The organism is Segatella hominis, from assembly GCF_019249725.2.
Lineage (GTDB): Bacteria > Bacteroidota > Bacteroidia > Bacteroidales > Bacteroidaceae > Prevotella.
The window spans coordinates 2,586,681-2,612,423 of the sequence record NZ_CP137559.1 but is presented as its reverse complement, the minus strand read 5'-3'; the positions used below and the strand labels follow the sequence as shown (position 1 = coordinate 2,612,423).

The 25,743-nt window shown below is 41.7% G+C and carries 24 protein-coding genes; 20 read left to right on the top strand and 4 right to left on the bottom strand.

Annotated features, from left to right (window positions below; all coding sequences use genetic code 11):
* Window positions 1–300: 300 nt before the first annotated feature.
* The 12 genes from KUA50_RS10670 to mobV all read left to right on the top strand — a co-directional run bounded on the left by KUA50_RS10670 (window position 301) and on the right by mobV (window position 14,490).
* Entirely contained in the window at window positions 301–939 is a 639-nt protein-coding gene (locus KUA50_RS10670; RefSeq protein WP_218456170.1) for a hypothetical protein, read from the top strand.
* The gene (locus KUA50_RS10665; RefSeq protein ID WP_218456171.1) at window positions 932–1,618 is read left to right on the top strand and encodes a tetratricopeptide repeat protein; all 687 of its coding nucleotides are present in this window, start codon (window positions 932–934) and stop codon (window positions 1,616–1,618) included. The genes KUA50_RS10670 and KUA50_RS10665 overlap by 8 nt, the downstream gene beginning before the upstream one ends.
* 131 nt (window positions 1,619–1,749) lie before the next feature.
* Window positions 1,750–2,823 (top strand): formylglycine-generating enzyme family protein, encoded by a 1,074-nt coding sequence (locus tag KUA50_RS10660; protein WP_318346030.1) that lies wholly within the window; start codon window positions 1,750–1,752, stop codon window positions 2,821–2,823.
* Window positions 2,824–2,873: 50 nt separating this feature from the next.
* Window positions 2,874–3,446: a hypothetical protein gene (locus tag KUA50_RS10655; protein WP_218456172.1), complete on the top strand. Its 573-nt coding sequence runs from the start codon at window positions 2,874–2,876 to the stop codon at window positions 3,444–3,446.
* A gap of 21 nt (window positions 3,447–3,467) precedes the next feature.
* A complete protein-coding gene (locus tag KUA50_RS10650) occupies window positions 3,468–5,006 on the top strand; it encodes an SUMF1/EgtB/PvdO family nonheme iron enzyme (protein WP_256624140.1) in 1,539 nt (512 codons plus the stop codon).
* Window positions 5,007–5,111: 105 nt separating this feature from the next.
* Window positions 5,112–6,608: an RNA-binding domain-containing protein gene (locus KUA50_RS10645; protein ID WP_218456173.1), complete on the top strand. Its 1,497-nt coding sequence runs from the start codon at window positions 5,112–5,114 to the stop codon at window positions 6,606–6,608.
* 42 nt (window positions 6,609–6,650) lie between these two features.
* A complete protein-coding gene (locus KUA50_RS10640) occupies window positions 6,651–8,084 on the top strand; it encodes an SUMF1/EgtB/PvdO family nonheme iron enzyme (RefSeq protein WP_256624142.1) in 1,434 nt (477 codons plus the stop codon).
* Between the two features lie 422 nt (window positions 8,085–8,506).
* Complete coding sequence (locus tag KUA50_RS10635) at window positions 8,507–9,733, top strand: site-specific integrase (RefSeq protein ID WP_186292253.1); 1,227 nt, start codon at window positions 8,507–8,509, stop codon at window positions 9,731–9,733.
* Window positions 9,730–10,101, top strand: a complete 372-nt coding sequence (locus KUA50_RS10630; RefSeq protein WP_117922883.1) for a hypothetical protein — start codon at window positions 9,730–9,732, stop codon at window positions 10,099–10,101. The genes KUA50_RS10635 and KUA50_RS10630 overlap by 4 nt, the downstream gene beginning before the upstream one ends.
* Window positions 10,102–10,516: 415 nt before the next feature.
* Entirely contained in the window at window positions 10,517–11,728 is a 1,212-nt protein-coding gene (locus KUA50_RS10625) for a primase-helicase family protein (RefSeq protein WP_144152861.1), read from the top strand.
* Between the two features lie 274 nt (window positions 11,729–12,002).
* Complete coding sequence (locus KUA50_RS10620; RefSeq protein WP_217318497.1) at window positions 12,003–12,953, top strand: toprim domain-containing protein; 951 nt, start codon at window positions 12,003–12,005, stop codon at window positions 12,951–12,953.
* Window positions 12,954–13,143: 190 nt separating this feature from the next.
* Complete coding sequence (mobV, locus tag KUA50_RS10615) at window positions 13,144–14,490, top strand: MobV family relaxase (protein WP_217318498.1); 1,347 nt, start codon at window positions 13,144–13,146, stop codon at window positions 14,488–14,490.
* A gap of 51 nt (window positions 14,491–14,541) precedes the next feature.
* Here the strand turns inward: mobV and KUA50_RS10610 are convergent, their stop codons facing one another.
* The 3 genes from KUA50_RS10610 to KUA50_RS10600 form a co-directional block, all read right to left on the bottom strand.
* Window positions 14,542–16,611 (bottom strand): restriction endonuclease subunit S, encoded by a 2,070-nt coding sequence (locus tag KUA50_RS10610; RefSeq protein ID WP_218456174.1) that lies wholly within the window; start codon window positions 16,609–16,611, stop codon window positions 14,542–14,544.
* A 77-nt stretch (window positions 16,612–16,688) separates the two neighbouring features.
* Entirely contained in the window at window positions 16,689–18,830 is a 2,142-nt protein-coding gene (locus tag KUA50_RS10605) for an N-6 DNA methylase (RefSeq protein ID WP_217318501.1), read from the bottom strand.
* Entirely contained in the window at window positions 18,827–19,030 is a 204-nt protein-coding gene (locus tag KUA50_RS10600; RefSeq protein WP_118141762.1) for a helix-turn-helix domain-containing protein, read from the bottom strand. Before KUA50_RS10600 ends, KUA50_RS10605 begins: the two co-directional genes overlap by 4 nt.
* Before the next feature lie 245 nt (window positions 19,031–19,275).
* Here KUA50_RS10600 and KUA50_RS10595 point away from each other — a divergent pair, with 245 nt between their 5' ends.
* From KUA50_RS10595 to KUA50_RS10570, 6 genes are all read left to right on the top strand, one after another.
* The gene (locus KUA50_RS10595) at window positions 19,276–19,740 is read left to right on the top strand and encodes an HRDC domain-containing protein (protein WP_218456175.1); all 465 of its coding nucleotides are present in this window, start codon (window positions 19,276–19,278) and stop codon (window positions 19,738–19,740) included.
* Window positions 19,741–19,801: 61 nt separating this feature from the next.
* The gene (locus KUA50_RS10590; protein ID WP_318346029.1) at window positions 19,802–20,143 is read left to right on the top strand and encodes a hypothetical protein; all 342 of its coding nucleotides are present in this window, start codon (window positions 19,802–19,804) and stop codon (window positions 20,141–20,143) included.
* Window positions 20,140–20,295 (top strand): SUMF1/EgtB/PvdO family nonheme iron enzyme, encoded by a 156-nt coding sequence (locus KUA50_RS10585; RefSeq protein ID WP_318346028.1) that lies wholly within the window; start codon window positions 20,140–20,142, stop codon window positions 20,293–20,295. The genes KUA50_RS10590 and KUA50_RS10585 overlap by 4 nt, the downstream gene beginning before the upstream one ends.
* 195 nt (window positions 20,296–20,490) lie before the next feature.
* Window positions 20,491–22,299, top strand: a complete 1,809-nt coding sequence (locus tag KUA50_RS10580; protein WP_318346027.1) for a formylglycine-generating enzyme family protein — start codon at window positions 20,491–20,493, stop codon at window positions 22,297–22,299.
* A 104-nt stretch (window positions 22,300–22,403) separates the two neighbouring features.
* A complete protein-coding gene (locus tag KUA50_RS10575; protein WP_218456178.1) occupies window positions 22,404–22,739 on the top strand; it encodes a helix-turn-helix domain-containing protein in 336 nt (111 codons plus the stop codon).
* Between the two features lie 169 nt (window positions 22,740–22,908).
* Entirely contained in the window at window positions 22,909–23,043 is a 135-nt protein-coding gene (locus KUA50_RS10570; protein ID WP_318346026.1) for a Fic family protein, read from the top strand.
* Window positions 23,044–23,168: 125 nt separating this feature from the next.
* Here KUA50_RS10570 and KUA50_RS10565 read toward each other — a convergent pair whose 3' ends face one another.
* Window positions 23,169–23,690, bottom strand: coding sequence for an outer membrane beta-barrel protein (locus KUA50_RS10565; RefSeq protein ID WP_218456179.1), 522 nt, complete (start codon window positions 23,688–23,690; stop codon window positions 23,169–23,171).
* A gap of 377 nt (window positions 23,691–24,067) precedes the next feature.
* Here KUA50_RS10565 and KUA50_RS10560 point away from each other — a divergent pair, with 377 nt between their 5' ends.
* Together KUA50_RS10560 and KUA50_RS10555 are read left to right on the top strand one after the other, a co-directional pair.
* Window positions 24,068–24,625: a sigma-70 family RNA polymerase sigma factor gene (locus KUA50_RS10560; protein ID WP_118119672.1), complete on the top strand. Its 558-nt coding sequence runs from the start codon at window positions 24,068–24,070 to the stop codon at window positions 24,623–24,625.
* A gap of 42 nt (window positions 24,626–24,667) precedes the next feature.
* On the top strand, window positions 24,668–25,666 hold the full coding sequence (locus KUA50_RS10555; protein ID WP_218456180.1) for a FecR family protein: 999 nt from the start codon (window positions 24,668–24,670) through the stop codon (window positions 25,664–25,666).
* Window positions 25,667–25,743: the final 77 nt, after the last annotated feature.

Genomic DNA, 25,743 nt, shown 5'->3' with positions numbered 1-25,743 from the left:
TCTCGAAAGACATCGAATCAATCATCATCGACAAAGCAGTTATAGAGTTACAAGTATCTTTTGGATTTATATATAGATGAAAAATGAGTGATTTATGAGGAATAAAATTTTGTTTTTTTATTGTTGTTATGGTTTTGGGTTTCCGCTTCTCATGTACAGGCGATGGAAGTTATAACATTGAAGGCAACACCGGAAGACCTGTCTGCAAGCATATCTCCTGTATATGACTTGAATGGCAAGGCATGCGCTTTAATGAAAATTGTATAGCCAATAGACAATGCAATATTTGAAGGAAATGTCATGGGAAATGTTGGCTATGTCAACAATGAGTATTGGGTTTACCTAACGGAAGGCACAAGATTTTTAAAGATAAAAACTCCAAGAAGTGGTTCTTTAACTGTAGATTTTTCATCTTATGGCATTCACGCACTTGTTTCAAAACAAACCTATGAACTAAGTATTTCTGTAAAAGATGAAATACAGGAGTTTCAGTCTCTAACCATCCGTTATCAACCTGCTAATGCACAACTTTATTTAAACGGAACTTTAATGAAAGGAGTTAATGGGATGTGGAGCCAAATGTTACCTGTTGGAACTTACGAATATTTGCTAAAGACTGGTTTGGTGAAAAATAAAGGCATTTTGCATTTATCGGCTTCAGCTCCTACAGAAATTTCATTGGACTTAAGTTCTAAGAAAGATGAAAAAGTACAGGAATCGCTTGATGGTCAGTATGCTCAAGCGATGAAACTAATAAAAGAATATCATGATTCGGAAGCAGAAAAATTAGCTATATCTGGGATAGGTAAAGGCGAAAAATCATGTTACGATGTGTTGGAAATATTGTTGTTGAAAGGATATTATGATTCAGAACCTCAAAAGAAGAGAGAGATTGCTTATAAAATATCTGAAAATAATAAATTAAACGTAAATGAATAAAGTAAATATGATAGTAAGGAAAATGGTTGCTGTTTTATTTTTGTCATTTGCTTTTTCTACGTATGCTAATGCTGGGTTTTTATTGGGAGCGTTTGGCAACTTGAAAGCAAAGAAACAGTTAAGATTAGATAGCATTGATGCAGAGCAAGATAATGTGTCTAAACAATTGTCTTGCGCTGTTTCTTATTGTAAGTTGAGAAAGTATTCAACTGCGAGATATTTTTTGGAAAAAGCGATTAAAGAAAACTCAGATACAGCGTATTGTTATTTAGCTGAAATGGATTATTTCAAATTGGGAGTTAATACTCCTGATGATGGCATTCATGCTCTTTGGTATATACGCGTTGCTGCTTCTAAAGGATGTCAATTGAGTAATTGGTTGCAAGGAGTTATTGCTTATGATTCTGAAAAGTATTCAGAGGCAATTGATTTCTTTAGAAAAGTGCCCGATTATTGTATTTATACTCGCCTTACAAAATATTATTTGGCTAAATGTTATTATTATGGTCGAGGAGTGCCTATAGATGTTGAAATGGCTGATACTTTGTTGAAAGAATCTGTTTGTGATGGTGTTTTTTGGTGGGGGCCTAACTATCCGCGGCATGATGAAGAGGGAAAGTCTTTTCGATTGTTATTCTTATTAGAAATGAATCAAGCACCAACTTTTGGCTTGGGATAATAATTTTGCCACTAAAGTGTATGAAATTTAATTGTTGTGTAATTAGAGTAAATTAGAAAACAATGAAGCGTATATGTTTTTTGATACTTATTGTTTTATTTAGCGTTAATGTTATAGCACAAGAGCTAAAAGTGAAATCATTCACTCTTTCCGCAACTGACATCAGTGCCCAGACTCAGCCGCGCAAGGACTTGAACGACGAGCCTTGCGCCTTGGTCAAGGTGCAGTTTGTTGGTGACATCTTGAATGTAAAGGGAAATGTGATATTGCCTTTGCTGAAAGAAGATTATGAGACATGGGTGTATCTGACTCATGGCTCTCGTCAGATGCAAGTGACAGCCAAGAATAATCTTCCATTGATGATAAAGTTTGCTGATTATGGCGTGGAGAGTGTTGAGAAAAATAGAACTTATGTGTTGGTGCTGAGTCAAATGGGAGGGTATTCTGCGGAAGCTACATCATCGGCTTCAACAATGAATGCCCCTTCAAAAACTTCTTCTGCCGATGTTATCACAATACCAATTAAGGATGGTGTCAATATCGAGATGGTGAAGGTGGAGGCTGGAACCTTCATGATGGGTGCGACATCTGAAGATAAAAATGCGTCGGCAGATGAGAAAACTATTCATCAGGTGACTTTGACCCATGACTATTACATGGGCAAATATGAGGTTACTCAGGCACAATGGCAAGTTGTAATGGGAAGTAATCCTTCATATTTCAAAGGTAATAATCTTCCTGTAGAACAAGTGAGTTGGGATGATAGTCAAGAGTTTATCGCAAAATTAAATAGTATGACTGGCAAGAAGTTTCGTTTACCGTCTGAAGCAGAATGGGAATATGCTGCTCGTGGTGGTATGAAGAGCAGAGGCTATCGTTATAGTGGTAGCAGTAAAATCTCGGATGTGGCGTGGTATGGTGGAAATAGTGGTAGTACAACACATCCTGTTGGAACCAAACAACCAAACGAGTTAGGACTTTATGATATGAGCGGAAATGTTTGCGAGTGGTGCCAAGATTGGTATGGAGATTATTCAAGTTCGTCCCAGATCAATCCTACAGGTGTTGTTAGTGGAGAGTTTCGAGTATATCGTGGTACTTGTTGGGTTGATGATGAAGAAAGTTGTTGCTTACCATGTCGCCTCCCAGATACCCAAGACTCAGGTCATTATGATCTCGGACTCCGCTTGGTTCTCTCCGAGTAACGGCATCTTTTCACATAAAAAATATAAATTATAATTTAAAATTGTTGATTATGAATAAATTTTTTAAGTATCTTTTGTATGCAGAAGTTGCTTTCTTCTGTTATATGTTATATGTATCTGAACCATCTTCTAAGTTACATCCATTCGGGGATTTGTGGGATAAATGTGAGAAATGTCCTTATTGCGACCATACAGGATATTCTTCCTGGCATTTGTTTGGCTTGATTAGCAAGAAGTGTGACAAATGCTTTGGATTAGGATGGCTAACTGCGGAGCGATATAAGAAGTTAATGAATGGCACAAGCTTTGGAAATACAGAAGAGGAAAATGGTGATGAGACAGAAGATGATGACGATATTCATCCTACAGGTGGACAAATCAATCCTATTTCTGTGCCTTCTTCTCCATCTGGTACTTACGAAGACCCAACGCCAACTTCCACTCGTCGTACTTGTCCTTACTGCAATGGTACAGGACAGGGTAATAATGAAATTATTTATGCGCCAAATTATACTGGAGAGGACAATTCTACGTATTGCGCGAAATGTGGTTCAACAGGACCTGCGCACTCTCACGTTCATCATACATGTCAAACCTGCTTTGGAAAGGGTTACGTAGAATAATAAATTAGTTATTAAATAGGAATGAAGAAACGAATACTGCATTTTATATTTGGCATAATATTGTGCTTAGGAACTTCAGCCCAAGAACTGAAAGTGAAGTCTTTTTCTCTTTCAGCTACGGACATCAGTGCCCAGACGCAGCCACGCAAGGACTTGAACGATGAGCCTTGTGCCTTGATAAAGGTGCAGCTCGTGGGTGACATCCTTGATGTGGAAGGGAATGTCATCAAGCCATTGGTGAAGAAAGGGAACGAGACTTGGGTTTACATGACCCATGGCTCACAGCAGATGAAGGTGTTGACTAAGGATTATCTTCCTATCATGGTGAATTTCTCCAACTTCGGTATCAATCAAGTGGAGAAGAACAAGACGTATGTATTGATTTTGTCTAAGCCTGGCGGTGGTGTAGAGGCTGTTATGCAACAATGCCAATCGCTCATTATCAAATATTCCCCTTCTACCGCCACTGTTCTTGTAGATAACAAGATGGTGAGAGGGAGCAAAGGAGTGGCTAGGACGACTTTGCCAGTCGGTCAGCATTCCTATATTGTAGCTTGCGATGGTTATGAGTCGGAAGAGGGAACGGTGAAGTTGAAGGCTTCCGCCCCAAGTAATTTACAGATTACATTGACGAAAGAAACGTCAGGAGTCGGTGGTGTAAATTCTACAGCAGAAAGTCAGCAGACTTCGGTTAACCAATCCTCCATACATAATCAGATATCTTCAGTATCCACATCTAACGCTGCCTCGTCGAATAACTCGGGATATTCTTCAAGCTCATCTTCTACGGCTTCGGGTAGCAACACGATTTCAATCCCAGTGAAAGATGGTATCAATATTGAGCTGGTGAAGGTGGAGGCTGGCACTTTCATGATGGGAGCGACTTCGGAGATGAAAGACCCTTATGATAATGAGAAACCTGTACATCAAGTGACTTTGACAAATGACTATTATATAGGTAAGTATGAAGTGACCCAGGCTTTATGGCAAGCCGTGATGGGTAATAATCCATCACATTTTAAGGGTGATAGTCTTTCTGTGAAAACTGGTAGTTTGTGGCAAGCGTTGATGGATAAATGCTATGTTGAGAGCCTTCCTGTAGAAATGGTAAGTTGGAACGATTGCCAAGAGTTTATTTCTAAGTTAAATAGTTTGACAGGAAGAAAATTTCGCTTGCCAACAGAGGCAGAATGGGAATATGCCGCTCGTGGTGGCAAGAAGAGTAGGGGCTATCAGTACAGTGGCAGTTCCAAAGTCTATGATGTCGCTTGGTATAATACCTACAAGATTCATCCTGTAGGCACGAAACAAGCCAATGAATTAGGAATTTGTGACATGAGTGGTAACGTTTCAGAATGGTGTCAGGATTGGTATGGTTCTTATGATAGTTCTTCTCAGACTAATCCAACCGGTGCTAGCAATGGGAAGCAGCGAGTCTATCGTGGTGGTAGCCGGTACGACATTGCGAGAAATTGTCGCTTGTCGTGCCGTTTCGGCAGTACTCAAAACAACTGCTACCGCAGTGACATCCTCGGGCTCCGTTTAGTGCTCTCCGAGTAACGACATCTTTACAAAAGAAAAAGGTTCACGATTTTTCGTATTTTTCCAGTCATTAGTTTGGAGAATACGAATAATATCACTATCTTTGTCCCAAAATCGAAAAATATGAAGGCTGACGAATTATTACATATCATACGAATGGGTGAAACATCTACTGTACAGTTTAAGGAACGTATAGATGATGCTTATAAGTTGGGGTGTGAACTAACCGCCTTTAGCAATAGCCTGGGAGGACAGTTGTTGATTGGGGTTAATGATAAAACAGGTGAACTTAATGGGCTTTCTTTTGAAGAGTTGCAGAAATTGACAACGTTGGTGAGTAATACGGCTTCAGAAAATGTGAAACCTTCTATTTTAGTTCAAACAGAAACTATTGACGTTGATGGTCAAGTGATTCTGATTGTGACAGTACCTGAAGGAAAAAATAAGCCATATAGAGATAATAAGGGCATTATTTGGGTGAAGAATGGTTCTGACAAACGAAAGGTTTTTGATAATTCTGAATTGGCAGATATGATGACGAGCCACATCGTATATCGCCCAGATGCACAGGAGATTGAAAATACTTCAGTTGATGATTTAGATGCTGCTACATTAAAGGCTTTTTTGCTCCGTCGTTTTGAAACGGCATGTAAAACCCAAGGAATAAGTGCGGATAAAGCAAACTTGATGTCCATTAACGAATTAGTTGGTTATGTCGGCTCGGGGCTTGATGTGGAGTGCTTGTTGAAAAATATAGGTCTCGTTTTGCCTAACGGAAACTTAACATTGGCAGCTTTGTTGCTTTTTGGGAAGTCTCCGCAACGTTATTTCCCTGCCTTGACCATCAAATGTGTAAACTTTTGGGGAAATGAGATTTCTGGTACAGAATTTCGAGATAAAGTTAATCATGTTGATATGGAAGGCAACATGAAGCATCAGTATGATATGGTTATGACTTTCTTGAATCGTAATTTAAAACGAATTCAAGTGTCTTCTGAATTTAATAGTTTAGGGGAGCTGGAAATTCCCATAGAATCTCTGTCTGAAATTGTTGTTAACTCCCTGGTGCATCGCTCGCTGACATGGCAAGCACCTATTCGTGTTTTGATATTTGATAATAGGGTTGAAATTCATAGTCCTGGGGAATTGACTCATGGGTTGACCGTGGATGATATTAAACGTGGTATTTCGTTTCCAAGAAATAGCTTACTGTTTGATAATGCTATTTATTTGTTACCTTATACGGGTATCGGAAGTGGCATACTACGAGCTATTCGTTATGATGGTGATGTTGAGTTTTATAATGAGCCTAAGATCCATGAATTTGTTGTCATTTTTGGGAGAAGTAACCATCACGATGATGAAGTAACCATCAAAAGTAACCATCACGATGATGAAGTAACCATCAAGAGTAGTGTACTATTATCTCAGCGTCAGAAAAAAGTCGTGGATTTTTGTTCTATCCCTCGCACTGCTCAAGAAATCATGGATTTAATAGGAATATCAAATCAGTCTAAGAATCGTAAGAAATATATAGCTAATTTGGTGGATGCGGGAATCTTGGAGATGACTATACCTAGTTTTCCTAAAGATAAAAAGCAAAAATATAGAAAAGTATAGAAGATATAGTGAGTTGTATTACGTGTATATATTTAGTCAATTATGAAACGAGTATTGGGCTTTATATTTTGTCTATTGATAAGTTTGGGTACCTTTGCCCAAAAGTTATCGGTTGAGTCTTTCTCTCTTGCCGCAACAGACATCAGTGCTCAGACGCAGCAACGCAAGGACTTGAACGACGAGCCTTGCGCCTTGGTAAAGGTGCAGTTTGTGGGTGACATCCTTGATGTGGAAGGAAATGTCATCAAGCCTTTGGTGAAGAATGGCAACGAAACTTGGGCTTACATGACCCATGGTTCGCAGCAGATGAAGGTGTTGACCAAGGATTACCTTCCTATCATGGTGGATTTCTCCAACTATGGCATCAGTCAGGTGGAGAAAAACAAGACGTATGTATTGGTATTGACTAAGCCTGCTAATGGTTCAGAGTCTGTTATTCAACAAAAACAATCGCTCATCATCAGATATACCCCTTCTACCGCCACGGTCCTTGTGGATAACAAGATGGTGAGAGGGAGCAATGGAGTGGCAAAGACGACCTTGCCCGTCGGTCAGCATTCCTATATAGTTGCTTGTGATGGTTATGAGTCGGAAGAGGGAACGGTGAAGTTGAAGGCTTCCGCTCCGAGTAATCTGCAGATTACCTTGACTAGAGAATCTGTTGGTGCAGGAATTGTGAATCAACAGCAATCTGAAAATCAACAATTGTCAAATACGTATGTAGCTTCTTCATCGAATAATTCGTCTGGTTCCCCTTCTGTAGCTTCTGGTAGCAATGCGATTTCCATCCCTGTGAAGGATGGCATCAGTATTGAGATGGTGAAAGTGGAGGCTGGAACGTTCATGATGGGAGCAACCTCTGAGATGAAAGACCCTTATGATGACGAGAAGCCTGTGCATCAAGTGACCTTGACCAATGATTATTATATGGGTAAGTACGAGGTTCCCCAGGCTTTATGGGAAGCGGTGATGGGCAGTAATCCTTCTGAATACAAGGGTGATAATCTTCCTGTAGAAATGGTGAGTTGGAACGATTGCCAGGAGTTCATTTCCAAGTTGAATAGCTTGACAGGCAGAAAGTTCCGCTTGCCTACTGAGGCAGAATGGGAGTATGCTGCTCGTGGTGGCAAGAAGAGTAGGGGGTATCAGTACAGTGGAAACTCAAACATTTCTGATGTTGCTTGGTATGATGGAAATAGTGGCAGCAAGCCTCATCCTGTAGGTACGAAGCAAGCTAATGAGTTGGGTATCTATGATATGAGTGGAAATGTATATGAATGGTGTTCGGATTGGTATGGTTCTTATTCGAGTTCTTCTCAGACGAATCCTACGGGTGCCGATAGTGGGTCGAGCCGTGTGTACCGTGGTGGTAGCTGGCGCAACGGTGCGTGGCTCTGCCGTTTGTCGTGCCGTTACTTCAACACTCAGTTTTACCGTGGCAATGCCCTCGGGCTTCGCCTGGCTCTCTCCGAGTAACGATATCTTTACCCAAAAAGCTCTAAGCTAAAAAGGCAAATTGAGATGGCAGTCGTGATGGTCAAAAGGAGAGGCGAAGGATGAGCCTCGGGACAAACCATCTCGGCAGACATCGAATCAATCATTATCGGCGAAGCCGATTTTTTTAAGAAAAGAACGCCTAAAAAGGCAAAAAATAGCAAAATAGAGCATTTGTTTTGAGTTTCAAGTGGTTGTGGCAGTCTTTGGCTTTAATTGTCAGTGACAAGGAAATGAGGAAAAAGCAGATTAGAGAAGTAGAAACGCTTTCAAATCATTACCCAATGGAAACGCCCTAATAAGCATTTTTAACGGTGGCGGTTCATATTTCCCCATTCTGCGTAGGTTTTGGCTTTGCCATGCAACTCTCATAGTTTAATTTTGCACCGAACAAAAAAGTAAGAATTATGAGATGCACTTTCAAGACAGTCTTCTATGTAAATGGAAGCAAGGAGAGAAACGGAATTGTCCCTATCATGGGACGTGTGACAATCAACGGAACTATCGCACAGTTCAGTTGCAAGCAGAGCGTTACCAAGGCTATCTGGGATGCCAAGGGCAACAGAGCCATAGGTAAGAGTAAGGAAGCCAAGGAGGTGAACTTCGTGCTTGACAACATCAAGGCGCAAATCGCCAAGCATTACCAACGTCTTTCCGACCGTGAGGCGTTCGTTACCGCTGAAATGGTGAGAAATGCCTACCAAGGCATTGGCACGGAGTACGAGACTTTGCTCAGAGCTTTTGACAAGGAGAACGCCGCCTTTGCCAAGCGTGTCGGCAAGGACAGGGCAAAGACTACTTACAACAAGTACCTAACGGTGAGAAAGTATGTTGCCGAGTTCATCAAGTATCAGTACAAGCGCAGCGACATGTCCATGAATGAGCTTACCGAGGAGTTCATCCGTGACTATTGTCTGTACTTGAAGAATGTGGTAGGACTTGCGCAGTCCTCCATTTGGATTTACTCCATTCCGCTGAAACATATCGTTACGACCGCACACTACAATGGCAAGATACCGAGAAATCCATTTGCCATGTACCATGTTGACCCAGACCACAAGGAACGTGAGTTCTTGACATTGGACGAGCTAACCGCCATGACTGAGATAAAGTTGGAAGGCCCAAACATGGCTTTTGCGAGAGACCTTTTCATTTTTGGTTGTTGGACAGGTATCTCTTTCATAGACATCAAGAACTTGACGGAGGACAACATCTGTATAGTTAATGGTGCTCCTTGGATTGTGTCGAAGCGTCAGAAGACAGGTGTACCATTCCAAATCAAGCTGATGGATATACCTATACAGATTATTGAGAGATACAAATCATTCAGAAAAGACTGTCACTTATTCCATATTGGTGACCATGGAACTATCAATAAGCATATCAAGCGAGTTGCTGCAATGTGTGGTATCAAAAAGCAAGTTTCGTTCCACGTATCTCGTCATAGTTGGGCAGTTTTGGCTTTAGAATATGGTATGCCGATAGAGAGCGTGAGCAAGATTCTCGGTCACACGAACATCACCACAACACAGATATACGCCAAGGTGACAAGTAACAAACTTGACCATGACATATCTGTTTTTGAAAGTCGAATCAAGGGGCATTTGCCTGTAATAGGAGGAATGGTATGAAAAGGACAATTATCACTATGGACGGAAATGGGACACTTTCCATTCCGTCCAACTTAGAGAACTTGTGGATGGGTGAAGGCGAGTTGGTGAATATATTTCATGCCACAGCTCCCAAACTCAACTCTGTGATACGAGCCATATATAAGGAAGGTATGCTGTCTATGTCAGAAGTTCAACGCAAGGACAAAACTTCCGTTGGCGTTTGGCAAACGCTGTATAGTTTTCCGATGATAGTTACCATTAGCTTTCGTCTCCACTCTTTTGGCGCAGCACAACTTCGTGATGCAATCCTCAAGAGATTGTACGGAGCAAAAGAGAAAAGTACCATAATCCTACAACTCTATGGAGGTACAAACACCTTTAGCTAAATATGATTGAATACTTGGCAGTTTAGTGAGGTGCTGTCGTACTGATTCATTGTCGTATCGAGAAGTGTTGTCGTGAGAAAAAGCAGAACTTTTGATGTCATACGTTTTATATGTTTATCGTATGACATGTAAAACGTATGACATACAGGAATGCATTTTTGTTCATCCCGAGGAACGGTTTCTTTGTAAGCCTTTCTTCGGGATTTTTCGTTTTGCCTTATCCCCCAAAGCTACATCAAACACCTTGATTTTCTATCTTTTAACACTGTCGGTTCAAACTTCTCCATTCTGCGTAGGTTTGAGTTTTGTATTTTGATTTTCCGCCATTACCTTTGCAACTTTAATTTTTATAAGTTACAAAGGAGAATTTATGAACATGACAAATGACAACAAACTGCCAGTCGAAGTTGCTACCATGCAGCCACAGGCACCACCTCCACCAAACGAGGTGTTCATCCGTGTTGGCACAACCTTATACAAGGTGGTTGACCAACCTACTATCAATGGAGGGAAGGTAAGAAAGCGCATCCCTTGGAACATGGAAACCTTGCGTCAGGACTACGGCAAGGAGTTCATCAAGTATGTCCACAAGTATGACGGATTCTGTACCGTTCCCGAACATGTGAACCACCGAACTGTAATAGACGGTTTTCTCAATCTCTACGAGCCGATAAGCCACAAGCCAATGAAAGGGGATTTTCCGAACATCAAGAAATTGCTTTTTCACATCTTCGGTGAGCAATACGAGCTTGGCATGGACTATCTGCAACTGCTCTATCTCAGACCTGTGCAGAAACTTCCAATTCTTTTGCTTGTGTCTGAGGAGAGGAACACAGGCAAGACCACGTTCTTGAACTTTCTGAAAGCGTTGTTCCAAGACAACGTTACGTTCAATACCAACGAGGACTTCCGCAGTCAGTTCAATGCAGATTGGGCTGGCAAGCTGCTCATAGTCGTGGATGAGGTGCTACTCAGTCGCAGGGAGGATTCTGAGCGTTTAAAGAATCTCAGCACCACACTCTCCTACAAGGTGGAAGCCAAGGGCAAGGACAGAAACGAGATTTCTTTCTTTGCCAAGTTTGTGCTGTGCTCCAACAACGAATCCCTGCCTGTCATCATTGACGAGGGCGAGACCCGATATTGGGTGAGGAAGATTTCATCGTTGCAATCGGACGATACCGACTTCTTGCGTAAACTGATTGCTGAGATACCTGCTTTCCTGTTCCATCTGCAAGGCAGAACGCTGTCAACACAGCAGAAGAGCCGAATGTGGTTCGCCCCCGAGCAGATTGCGACTGATGCCTTGCGGAGAATCATCCGCTGCAACCGCAACAGACTTGAGGTGGAACTATCGGAGTTGTTTCTTGAAATTATGGAAAACACCCAGACAGATAGCTTACAGTTCTGCCTCAATGATGCCCTTTCCTTATTGCAGTGCAACCACGTGAAAGCGGAGAAGCACCTTGTGCGAAAGACAGTGCAAGACTGTTGGAAACTGCAACCTGCACCAAATGGTCTCACATACACTACATACGAGTATAATTACAACAATGGTTGCCAATATTCACCCATCAAACGTGTGGGCAGATTCTACACCATAACGAGAGACAAATTAAACGGCAAATAATTTGATGAATTGTTGAACATTATGAAATAAGTATTGAATATCAGATATTTATGGTTCTACATATTCTCAACATAATACTCAACAAAAGAATGGGACTGATGAAAAGAGAAAACATGATGGTTCATACCTATCTTTCTCTTTTGCTCCGTAAATTGTTGTGACGAGGAATTTGTTGAGAGTTTGTTGTAATGCTAATTCGTTGGTTCTCATAATATTATTCATTATTTTCAACAGCTCATCAAAAATACATTCACCACTTAATCCACAGTAAGACATGAACATTCAAGAAGCAAAGCAAATCAAGATTGCAGACTATCTGCAAAGTTTGGGACACCGTCCTGTCAAGCAGCAGGGCGCAAACCTTTGGTACAAGTCACCATTGAGAAACGAGAGTGAGGCATCTTTCAAAGTGAACACTACGATGAACAGTTGGTTCGATTTCGGAGTGGGCAAGGGCGGCAACATCATCACCCTTGCGTCATACCTCTACGCATCAGATAGCTTGCCATATCTCTTGGACAAGCTGGAGAAGCAAGCACTCCATGTCCGCCCGACCGACTTTTCTTTCATTCAGCAAGCCTCTGAGCCGAGTTTTGAGAGATTAGAGGTTAGGGAACTTAACCATCCTGCACTCCTGCGCTATCTGAGCGAGCGTAAGATTAACCTGCATATTGCCAGAAAGGAATGTGTGGAACTCCACTTCTCGCATGGTGGCAAAAGCTACTTCGCCATCGGTTTCAAGAACAAGTCGGGCGGTTACGAGGTGCGCAACCTATTCTTCAAGGGCTGCATGTCACCCAAGGACATCACACATATCCGACAGCAAGGCGAGCCAAGATACTCTTGCTATGTTTTCGAGGGCATGATGGACTATCTTTCCTTTCTCTCGTTACGCATGGAGAAGTTTCCGTCTTGTCCGTCATTGGAAGCGCAGGACTACGTGATACTCAACTCCACAAGCAATGTGGACAAGGCTGTTGACGCACTCCACGGCTACGAGCGCATCAGTTGTCTGCTCGACAACGACGAGGCAGGGCGGAAGGCAACGCTTGCCATCGAGAACGCCCTCAGCTACCGTGTGAGGGATGCATCCCACTTGTACAGCGAGTACAACGACTTGAACGACTATCTGTGCGGAGTGAAATCCAAACAGTCGGTACACCAAGTACAGCCTGTTAAGCGGACTGCTCCACCTCGGAAGAAAGGCGCAGCCTTAGGTATGTAGGCGGTTCCTGCTCCAATGGCTATTCTGAACGGAAAAGCCATAGCTCAATAGGGCGTTTTCTTGACGCAGTGGCACGCCACCGCTAAAAACACCCATTTGAGCAAAGGGGCATCCCCTTTTGAAACCCCGTGAGCCATGCGCAGGGCGCAATGCGGCAAGCGGATTTGTACAACTCAAAAACAAGTTTATTATGGGACATTTCAGTTTGGATTTCAAGAAGGCAAAGGGCAGCTCTGACGCAAGGGAGTCAGACCACATAGAGCGCAAGGTGATACCCGACAACGCTGACCCTACGAGAACTCACCTCAACCGTGAGCTTGTCAAGATGCCGAGCGGTGTGTATGGTCGTGACGAAGCCATCGCCCACCGCATCAAGACGGCAGGCATCAAGCGCAAGATAACCAATGACCAGGTGAGGGTGATTAGAACCGTGCTGTCTGGAACGCACGAGGACATGATGAACATCGCAGCCAATGATCAGCTTGACGATTGGTGCAACGACAGCTTGAAGTGGTTGCAGGACACGTTCGGCAAGGAGAATGTCGTGTCGGTGGTTCTCCACATGGACGAGCACACGCCACATCTCCACGCCTCCATCGTTCCGATAGTGACTGGCGAACGGAGAAAGGCGAAGAACAAGACAACGGAAGAGGGCAAGCGGACATACCGCAAGAAAGCCAATGTCGTGAGGTTGTGTGCCGATGATGTGCTCAACCGTGACAAGATGGTTGGCTATCACGACAGCTATGCTGAAGCCATGGGCAAGTATGGCTTGAAGCGAGGTGTCCGTGGATCGGATGCGAGGCATACCACCACGGCACAGTATTACCGCAACATCAAGCGAGAGACGGAGAGACTTCAAAACTGCATGAAACTGTTGCAATCTGATGTGGAGGAAGCGGAGCGACTGCTCAAACAGACCAAGAGTGAAATCAACACGGAGAAACTACAGGCAGCCAAGACGGAAGCCAAGACCGCCCTTGTGTCGAAGATTGGTTCTCTTTTGGGCAGTGGAAAATTGAAAGAGGTGGAGCAACACAACCGAAAGTTGTGTGAGCTTGTGACAGACCGAGAGCAATACATTGACGAACTCCATGAGAAAATACAGCGAATGGAGGACAGCCACAGCCAACAACTCGGCGAGATGCAACAGATACACCAAGCAGAGGTCGTAGATTTGAAGAGCAAGCACGCAACAGAAGTTTCTTTGCTCAATGACATCGTCCGCAAAGCCAAGCATTGGTTCCCGATGTTGGAGGCACGTTTGCAAATGGAAGACCTGTGCAGGAAGATTGGCTTCACCGTTGAGCAAATCGGAGTGCTTCTTACAGGAAAGGCAGTCAACATTAGCGGTTCACTCTATTCCGAGGAGTACAGAAGGAAGTTCAATGTGGTGAATGCAGAAATCAAGATATTCTCTGATTCTACCAAGCCGAACCAACTGTTTTTGTATATCAATAGACAGCCTATTGTAGAATGGTTCAAGGAGCAATGTAATATTTTTAAAAAGACCGTGAATAGGCGTTTCAAATTGTAAAAAGATGCCAAGATAAATACCCTAAAAAAGTGATTATCTTGGCATCTTTCTTTATTTTTCAATGGCAGTTTCTATAATGCATTTTGCTTGTAGCAATAAGTCTTGTGCATCTTCTCGCATTTTGAAACTTTGCTTAATCTTATTAGCTATCATTTGCTGTTCATTCATTGGGAGAATAGGAATAATAACATGCTCTATTTCCGATGGCTTCCAATGCTGTATTATCGAGCCTCCTGCATCACGTTCTGCTTGCAACTTCACTACTATAGAATTGAGCACCAAAGTCAGATAATCTGGCAAAACATTCGGTGTTGTTAACTGCAAGTGGAGAATAGCACTTGAAGTTATGACATCTTGTGTTTCTTCCATTTTGTATGCGATACCCACACTTCCATCCTTGGATAACAATATAGTATCCTTTTGTGGGCGGATTGTGTCTGCAAATTGTGTCGTGTCTAATTTGACATCAGAATTAGACAAACCGAATTTGGACAGGTTCGCTACTCTTATAAAAGGAATGCCTTCCTCTTGATACGCATCACTACCTGGTTCTATGGATTTTTGTATGGTCGCAATCTCTTTGATTGTGGCAGTCGGGAAACCTTTTAACTTCTCAAAAAGTAAGTCGTATTTCGGCTGATAGTATTCTGCATCAAGTCTGCCACTTGCAAGAAAGCTATCTGACAGTTTCTTGCAAGAGCAAACTACGTTACTAACCTTGACTTTTGCATCATTTGAAATAATGCCTACCTCATGCAACAAAACATATATAGCAATATGTAGTTCCATTGCAGATTTTTCTTGCAGGACATAATATTCTGATGCTATTTTACCCCCCCCATTTTGGATTGCGCCCTCTACAGTGAGCTTAGCATGTTCAAGTAGTTGTTGGGATTCTTTGCGAAGAGATATACTACTTTGGACATGTTGGGCAATTTCTTCTTGGATTTCTTGTCGGATTAATGGAATTGGGATACGTTCCAATTCTTGTCGCCCAATGGCTGTAAGGATTGTACCCGAACATCCCTTCCTCATCAGTTCCTTTACCAATGGAGATTTGAACAAAACAAGCAATGTCTCGGAATTAAGCACGCTGGATTTCAATACATAGAAGCCAGTGGAGCATAATGCTCCATCGTAATCTTCTTCCACCAAAGCACAGCTATCCAAAGAACCTTCCAAGGATGAAATGACAACATCATTCTTGCTTACGATTCTTCTTGCCCTCGATGGCAAGTCTTCACCCTTTTGTTGGCTACAGCCTATTATGTTTCCATACTTTCCAATGTTTGCTAACTCTACATACTTGTATGTCGTATCATCTTTTGGAGTAAAGTTTTCTTCTTTTATATCACATATTTCTGCCAAATTCTTACTTCCATATTTGTATGCTTGGATATGGTGGAGTATGTCATCATACTTTGGTTGATAGTACTCTGCGTCCAAACGTCCTGTTTCTATAAAAGACTCTTTCAAAGTCTTAACATTACAAGAATTTGAACTTGTCGTAAAATCATTCAAATCTAAGCACTCCAACATATTATTTGCAGCTTCTGAGTATAAACTTTCAGACATTTCTAATTTTTGAAAGGCTCTATATGTTATGTCCTCTATTTTGTCATTCAAATCCTTTGAAAATACAGGTATGGATATTTCCCTGAATTTTGCAGGACTAAAATTGGCCTGATTACCAACCATAGAGTACTTCTCTATTTCCAATCTTCCATATTTTGAATTCAAAAATGCTACTAATGTGGCAGAATTGATATACTTTCGATTAGGTCGGATGCGAAACAGATAGGACGCAAAGGCATAATCATAATCCTTTGGGACTATAGCACTTCTTCCAACAAATTTAGGATTACCATTTGTTCGACAAATGAGTACATCATCCTTTTTAAGTTGTAACCCATGATAAGCATCAATATCCAACAGGCTACAATATTTGTCGGGATGAGAAATGAATGAATAATTAAATTCATTCAATCTCAAGACAGGGTATCCTTCACCCATTTCATTCAACTCTTTCGATGTGCCATATTGAGAGAAATCGATAATTTGTGAGGCTTTTACTGTATTTTTGTAACTAACAGTGTTTGAATTATAAAATTCAGATTCCATCCTCACTATATCGTTTCCAATTACTCGACTAAAAGGCACTTCGCAAATCTCCAGCCCCTCTAACAAAGTCTTGTATCTTACTTCGTCAAAGGGGCACTTGCGAAAAAAGAGAGTTTTTCTTTCTTTGCAAACTCTGCGAAAGCTTCAGCGATGCCATCTTGTGTAAGACCTTCATGATTGAATAGATCATGCTTTACAACAAGATGCCCATGTGTGTCAAGAAGTGGAACAGTATTTCCATTCTCGTCTGTTGTGCTTCGGTAAATCTTATCACCACTATTATCCTTACTTGGCTCTTGCATTGTGGCAAAGAAAATATTGTAGTCCTTTACTCTTGGGCATAACACATCATCCCATTTTTGGACGAACAAGACACTTGTCTTTGTTCCTGTATGGGGTTTAAACACATTACCATGTAATCCGACAACAGCCAATATCCGACAACGGTCAGCTATGTATTCACGCAATGCCTTATCGCTGCTATTATTGAAACGACCTTGTGGCAGAACAATTGCCATTCTTCCACCTGGTTTCAGAAAGTCAATGTTTCGCTCCACGAATAGAATATCACGGCTTATCTTAACCTGTGTCTTCAATTTTGTTTTGCGGAATGTGCCATCACTCATTTGATATACAGTTTCCCCATCGTTAGTAAGTGCATCTATGAAAGTTGGCTCTTTTTGTACTACAGAAATACCTTTAGGACAAGCCTTTAATTTTTCCACAGCCATGTTTCTTCCAAGATCATACTTTGATATAACACGACTTTCCTTGATGTCGCCTGCAAAAGGAGGATTTGCCATTACTATGTCAAATGTAAAATCACGATAACTCTTCTTGTCCGCTCTCAACTTTTGCAATTTAAACCAACCTGTACTATACGTTTCAAGCCACCCCGGTCTTTGCACATAGTCGCTTTCCCAACGCTCATAATCCAATGTGTTGAGATGCAACACATTAGTTTGCCCATCGCCAGCTATGAGATTCAAGGTACGAGCCACACGTACGGTCTTTTCATCAAAATCAATGGCAAAAACATTGTTTTGAACATAGTCTGTACATTCGGCAGGTTTCTGTTCAAGAGTAAAAAGATGGCTACGTTTCAATCCTTTTCTATCCAAGATATTTTGCCAAACATGGAAAATTGTATGAACTGGAAAACCACAACTTCCCGCTGCGGTATCTATCATCTTTTCATCCTCCTTTGGGTTCAGCATCTTCACGCACATATCTATCACATAGCGAGGCGTGAAATATTGTCCTTTCTCACCTTTTGAATTCTTTGAGATAAGATATTCAAAGGCTTCATCAACGACTTCGAGGTTAGAATTGAACAGTTTTACATCTTGTAATGAGGCAACACATACAGACAGATGGGAAGGTGCCAATTGCAGTTTGGCATCTTCAGAGAATACACCTGCCCATTTTTCTTTGGCTTGGTCGAACAAATCCTGTAGTTTGTCTCTTAGTTCCTCCTCTGTGTCACCATAGTTACGGAATACAAGATTACGGTCTTTCTTGCGTCCGCTCTCCATTTCATCGTAAAGTTTGGTGAAAATCAATTTGAACACCTCCTCAAAGACATCAACGCCAGCATTGGCAAGCACCTCGTCTTCCATTTCGAGAATCAAGTCTTTCAGTGACTTGCGCTCATTGACAAGCTTGTCTTTCTTGATAAGGTCATCAATAGTCCAACGTTCAGAAATGATGTCTGATAGTTTTTGGTCGGCACGAGGTATGCTGCTTAAATCCTCAAAATAGTTAGGGTCTTTTCGATGATAGTATGAAATGCTCTTTCCATTGCTCCATACACCAATAGGTGCACCTGTAGCATTGCAATAGCTCTTGAGCTGTTCCTTGCCGTCTTTGAGTTTTGGCTTCTTGACTTCTACTATAATAAAAGGTGCTGTTGTGTCTTGTTTATCAAAAATAACAATATCAGCACGCTTCTTTTCTCGTCCAAAAGTCACTTCGTATTCCAATTCCATTTTTGATGTGGAATACCCATAATCCTCTATAAGCACCAATAAATATAGTTGGCGCACCACTTCCTCAGGAGTCAGTTTTATTTCTTTCTTGCGAACTAAACAAGTGAGATAATATTTACCCCCCCCATTTGTTTTTCGCTCAACTATACGGTTCTCTAACTCTGCAATATGCTTGTCGGAGAACAAACTTAGGTCATATTCTGTTCCTTTAATTATGTCTGTTAATTTCATTGCGTATCTATTTTATTTGAAACAAGAAGCTCTCTAATGTCCACGTCCAAAATTTCAGCAATTTTGTACAGTATAGGTATCGGTGGCTGAACTTTATTTGTAGCGTATAGATTTACCATATTAAATGTTTTGCCAAGCCGATGTGCCAAATCTGTTTGACTGACACCTTTGCGTTCAAGAATCTCCTTAATTCTGTTCATTTTATCTTGATTTTGAATTTGCCACTGCAAAGGTACACAATTTTATTTGGTATTTTAGCTTATATCTCGAAAATTTATATTAAATTTGCACCTGAAAAGAGTTGTTTGACAGCAAACATTACGCATATTGCAGAAATTAGGACTATTGCCAAATCATTACCTCTATCGAGGTAACACACTCATAAATAGCTCATTTTAAGCTATTCAGCAGATTTTAGCGTAATTTTTAAAGAAAAGAACAAAATATGCAATTAAAAATATTTACAATATCCTTAGCGCCTGATGAGCAGCAAACGGAGGAGATAAACCATTTCTTGCGGTCTCACAAGATAATAGATGTTCGCAAAGAAATTGCTGTACAGAATGGCAATAGTGTATGGACTTTTTGTGTCTCTTACCTTTTGGACTCAAAGCCAAGTCAATCGTTGCAAAATAAGAATGTAAAGATTGACTATAAGGACGTCTTGGATGAGGTAGCCTTCAATACATTCTCACGGCTTCGCAAAGTGAGGAAAGCAATAGCAGATGAGGAGGCGGTGCCTGCTTATGCGATTTTCACTGACGCAGAATTGGCAGAACTTGCCAAGCAGAAGGAACTAAGTTTGACAGTCATACAAGCTGTTCCTGGCATAGGAAAAAAGAAAGTGGAGAAATATGGAAGCAGAATGATTGACGAAATGAATAAAAAGACCGATGAAACGAGTGGGTAATCTGATAGAACGAATAGCTGATATGTGAAGGAGGTGTTGAAAGTACCTATATATAAGGTATATGGATGATATGTTGCTCATTGCCGATGACAAAGACAAACTGAAGTTCATATATGAAAGATTGAAGGAATATGCTGAAAAACAATTAGAACTTAGGCTAAAGCCTCCGATATTTAGGGCAACAAAAGATGGACAGAACTTTTTGGGTTACAAGGTCAAACCGTATAGATGTGAGTTGTCGGGAAGAAGCAAACGGTGCTATCGTAAGAAGTTGCAGCTATATGGAAAATTGTTTGACGCGCAATTATGGGATGAGCAAACGTTTCATGAGCATTTGCTTCCTTTGGTCGCTTTTGTGAAACACGCTGAATCTTGGATTTTCAGGAAGGCTTGTCTTATTTGAGACAATGGGTGAAAGCCGATAGTGGGTCGAGCCGTGTGAACCGTGGTGATAGCTGGAACAACAATGCGAGGAACTGCCGTTTGTCGTACCGTAACAACAACACTCCAGATAACCGTAACAATAACCTCGGGCTTCGCCTGGCTCTCTCCTAGCTTAGGGCAACTGTAAAAATATAGAGTGGACTCTCTGTTGTAAAGATGTCGTAAACAGGCTCTCATTCAGAATGTACATGGCATTCGAAACCGCTGTCTGGTGGCAGATATATGATGTTTAGTAGTGTAAGAAGTTTATCGAAGAACCGTCTCTTTAAGATAATTAAATGATATAACCCAGTGTTTATAGAAAAGATGAAACATATATTATTTCTCATATTTGGCATGATGTTATGCCTAAGCACCTTTGCACAAAAGTTATCGGTTGAGTCTTTCTCTCTTTCCGCAACGGATATCAGTGCCCAGACGCAGCAACGCAAGGACTTGAACAACGAGCCTTGCGCCTTGGTCAAGGTGCAGTTCGTGGGTGACATCCTTGATGTGGAAGGGAATGTCATCAAGCCTTTGGTGAAGAAAGGCAACGAGACTTGGGCTTACATGACCCATGGCTCACTGCAGATGAAGGTGTTGACCAAGGATTACCTTCCTATTATGGTGGATTTCTCCAACTATGGCATCAGTCAGGTGGAGAAAAACAAGACATATGTATTGGTGTTGACCAAGCCTGTTGGTGGTGCAGAGCCTGTCGATGCTGGTGGCAACTTCTATGCGCTCAGCGTGCAACCGAAGAATGCAATGTTGACTATTGATGGTGTCCTCCAACCGAGCTCTTCAGACGGTGAGTATTCCGCCATGCTGCCTTACGGCACGCATACTTATAAGGTGGAGGCTGGTGGTTATATCAGCAAGAGCGGTTCTTTTACGGTGAGCAGTGGCGATATGACTCCCATCAGCGTCAGCTTGCTTTCAGCGATGGCAAGTGTCTCGATAACTTGTCCTACCCCTGCCGTGTCTCTTTATGTCGATAAGAAGGCTGTAGGTAATTCGCCATGGAGTGGTAGCTTGAAGGAAGGCATGCACCTGTTGGAGGCAAGGAAGAGTGGGTATCGCAGCCAACAGAAGACCATCCAGTTGGCGCAACAACAGAAGTTGGATGTGACCTTTGGCGAGTTGGTGGCTATCCAAGGCAATCTCTCCGTGAATTACAAGCCCTTTGGTGCCGATGTCTATGTGGATGGGAAAAAGTTGGGGCAAAGTCCTCGTGTGTTCAACGGCTTGCTCGTGGGTAACCATCAGGTGGAGGTAAGAAAGGATGGCTATGCCACAGACAGGAAGTCCGTCTCTATTTCTGAAGGTCAGACTGCGAGCATAACAGGAACACTGGCATCCAATGCCGTAGCCTCATCCTCATCGAATACCTTGGGATATTCGTCAGCCTCATCATCTATGTCTTCTGGTAGCAATACGATTTCCATCCCAGTGAAGAATGGTATCAGTATCGATATGGTGAAGGTTGAGGCTGGAACGTTCATGATGGGAGCAACCTCTGAGATGAAAGACCCTTATGATAACGAGAAGCCTGTGCATCAAGTGACTTTGACCAATGATTATTATATGGGTATGTACGAGGTTCCCCAGGCTTTATGGGAAGCGGTGATGGGCAGTAATCCTTCTGAATACAAGGGTGATAATCTTCCTGTAGAAATGGTGAGTTGGAACGATTGCCAGGAGTTCATTTCCAAGTTGAATAGCTTGACAGGCAGAAAGTTCCGCTTGCCTACTGAGGCAGAATGGGAGTATGCTGCTCATGGTGGCAAGAAGAGTAGGGGGTATCAGTACAGTGGAAACTCAAACATCTCTGATGTTGCTTGGTATGATGGAAATAGTGGTAGCAAGCCTCATCCTGTAGGTACGAAGCAAGCTAATGAGTTGGGTATCTATGATATGAGTGGAAATGTATATGAATGGTGTTCGGATTGGTATGGTTCTTATTCGAGTTCTTCTCAGACGAATCCTACGGGTGCCGATAGTGGGTCGGGCCGTGTGGTCCGTGGTGGTAGCTGGTACGACTTTGCGTGGGGCTGCCGTTTGTCGTACCGTGGCAGCATCACTCCGTTTTACCGTGGCAATGACCTCGGGCTTCGCCTGGCTCTCTCCGAGTAACGACATCTTTACAAAAGAAAGAGGTTCACGTTTTTTGTATTTTTCCAGTCATTAGTTTTGAGAATACGAATAATATCACTATCTTTGTCCCAAAATCGAAAAATATGAAGGCTGACGAATTATTACATATCATACGAATGGGTGAAACATCTACTGTACAGTTTAAGGAACGTATAGATGATGCTTATAAGTTGGGGTGTGAACTAACCGCCTTTAGCAATAGCCTGGGAGGACAGTTGTTGATTGGGGTTAATGATAAAACAGGTGAACTCAATGGACTTTCTTTTGAAGAGTTGCAGAAATTGACAACGCTGGTGAGCAATACGGCTTCAGAAAATGTGAAACCTTCTATTTTAGTTCAAACAGAAACTATTGACGTTGATGGTCAAGTGATTCTGATTGTGACAGTACCTGAAGGGAAAAGTAACCATCAAAAGTAACCATTACGATGATGAAGTAACTATCAAAAGTAACCATCATGATGATGAAGTAACCATCAAAAGTAACCATCACGATGATGAAGTAACCATCAAGAGTAGTGTACTATTATCTCAGCGTCAGAAAAAAGTCGTGGATTTTTGTTCTATCCCTCGTACTGCTCAAGAAATCATGGATTTTATAGGAATATCAAATCAGTCTAAGAATCGTAAGAAATATATAGCTAATTTGGTGGATGCGGGAATCTTGGAGATGACTATACCTAGTTTTCCTAAAGATAAAAAGCAAAAATATAGAAAAGTATAGAAGATATCGATTAAGCTTACATCACGGATAATCACGGATTTCCGGAAAAGCAAATCCCAAGTCAGCAGAAAAGCCGGCTTGGGATTTATGAGTATAAAAGTTTATGTATAAGAGTATTCTATATCTTACAGCTTGAATTTATAACCGATGGTCAGCTGGAGCACGTTGGTGTAGCCGTCGCCATACTTTGGAACCTTCGTAACACCGATGTTGTAGCGAGCATCCAGTACGAAATTGTTGAATTCGTAAGACATTCCCACAGGAATTGCAAAGTCGAAGGTATTGACCTGCTTAGCCTCGTCCTTGGCAACCATGAATGCAGGCTGAATACCTGCCTTGAGTGCGAAGTCGCGGGCAACATAATAGTTGAGTGTGATAGGAATGTTCAAATATCCTGGATTCCAAGCCCAATCATCATATTTCGTTCCCTGGAAGGAATAGAGAAGTCCACCAGCGATGGCAGCCTTTGCATTAAACTGGTGCTGCAATTCTGCACCGAATACGCAACCTGCTTTCCAGTCTCCATCACCTACGGAAGATACGTTCAAACCGATCTTAGGCTGGATAGTTGTAGTACCCACTCTGCTCTGAGCAAAAATACTTACTGAAGACAGCATGATAACTGCCATTAAAAATAATTTCTTCATCATCTCTAATTTTAAGTTGTTATTACTGAATTATCAATTCACTCTAATTTAGGTTAGTTTCCGAAAAAACTATTTGCAAATATAGTAAAAATCCCGATACGTGATTCCATTTTCCTTGATTTTAAGGCAATTTATATGTTTTTTATGAGATAATAACAAAATTCCAGTTGCTGTATCCAGTCAAAGTCATTTTTGGATTTAAAATTATCCTCTGTCAAATCTCTTGCTATCATGCCATTTTTCAATTGTAACGCAATTTTCTTATCAAAAACGATGGAGAATTCGTTTATTTGTATTATCTTTGCAATTGCTTAATTCATGTAATGCCCTCCAATATCATGCCGTGCATTACAAAAAAACGAAGAAAACCTGTTTAAATGGAAATCGAAAAAGAAGTAATATTACTCATGTCTCAGGGCGATGAAAAAGCTTACGGCATCATGTTCCGCAAGTTTTATCCTAAAGTGCATCGCTTCGTCTCCATGTTGCTGAAAAACATGGATGATGCCGATGACGTTTGCCAGATTATCTTTGAGAAAATCTGGAGGAAGCGCCAGAAATTCGCGGAAATCAAAGACTTCGATTCCTACCTTTTTATATTGGCGAAATATACCGTTATCAATTATATTTCCACCAAGCGAGTGATTCCGATAGACATCGATTCCTTGCCTGACCAATGTGCCAACATCGCCTCGCCGCATGAGGAAATCGTGGCCAAGGACACCCAACTACTTATCGACATGATTGTGGAGAATATGCCCCCGCAGCGACAGACCATCTACCGCATGAGTCGGGAGCAACATCTCAAGAACGAAGAGATAGCCCAACAGTTGGGGTTGCAGAAGAAAACCGTAGAGAATCATCTTAACCTGGCTCTTAAAGAAATCAAAAAAGCCTTATATTTGATGATTTTATTGCAATTGCATTGGGTGTAACATCTTTGAAAAATGTCTTAAAAAGAAATTACAGGTAAAAATATGGCAACGAAGATTAAGGATATCATAGATTATTATTCAGAACATGTCGTATCAGACGAAATAAAGGAAAGGGTCTTACAGAGATTATCGGATTCGAAAGATGAGAAGGAGGAAGATGAGGCCTTGCGTTCTTTGTGGGATAAGGCAGACTCTGCTTATATGGACGAAGAGGAAATATCAACTGCTTATAAACGGCTTTTCAGGAAAGACATTGATAGTAGTAAGGGTAAAACATTCCAAATCTTCACTTGGCAGAGAGTGGCTGCTCTTGTCATTCCGCTGGTTATGCTTGTCGTCTTCGGCAAGATCTATGTTCAGATGCGTAATGATCTGAAAGCATCACAGGCTATAGCGATGATGCAGGAACATACTATAAAAGGTGAATCTAAAACATTGGCTTTGGCTGATGGAACGAAGGTGAAACTCAGTCAGGGTTCTGTGCTCCTTTATCCTACTTCTTTTGAGGGCAAGGAGCGTAAGGTGTTCTTGGCAGGTGAGGCTTTCTTCGATATCAAGCATGATGACAAGCATCCGTTCCATGTCAGCACTCCTCACTTTGAGATTACTGATTTGGGTACTTCTTTCTCGGTTTCTTCTTATACTACCGACGAGGAAGTTACTACTACGCTCAAAACGGGTAAGATAGAACTCAGAATTGTAGGTGAGGACAAGGTATATAGTATGAATCCAGACGACCAGCTGGTTTATAATGTAAAGACCAAGTCGGTAAATCTCCGCCAGGTTTCCAAGGGGGATAATGGTCTGGGCTGGAGAAACAAGCAGATAGATCTCAATGACGTAACTCTCGCAGAAGCTGCTCAGATTATGGGCGATGCATACGGAGTAAAATTCTCCTTCCGTTCGCAGCGTTATAAGAACACGAAGGTTACAGTTCATTTCAACCGTGGTGAAACCCTTTCGGGTGCCATGAATGTCTTGAAAAACTTGGTTCCTGGTTTGGAATATGAAGTGAGAAAAGATGAAGTTATACTGAAATAAGAAGGCGGTTCTTTACCCAAATCTCTTTCGAAAACAGGGATTTGGGTAAGAAATCGCCCTTTTTTTATTCAAGATTG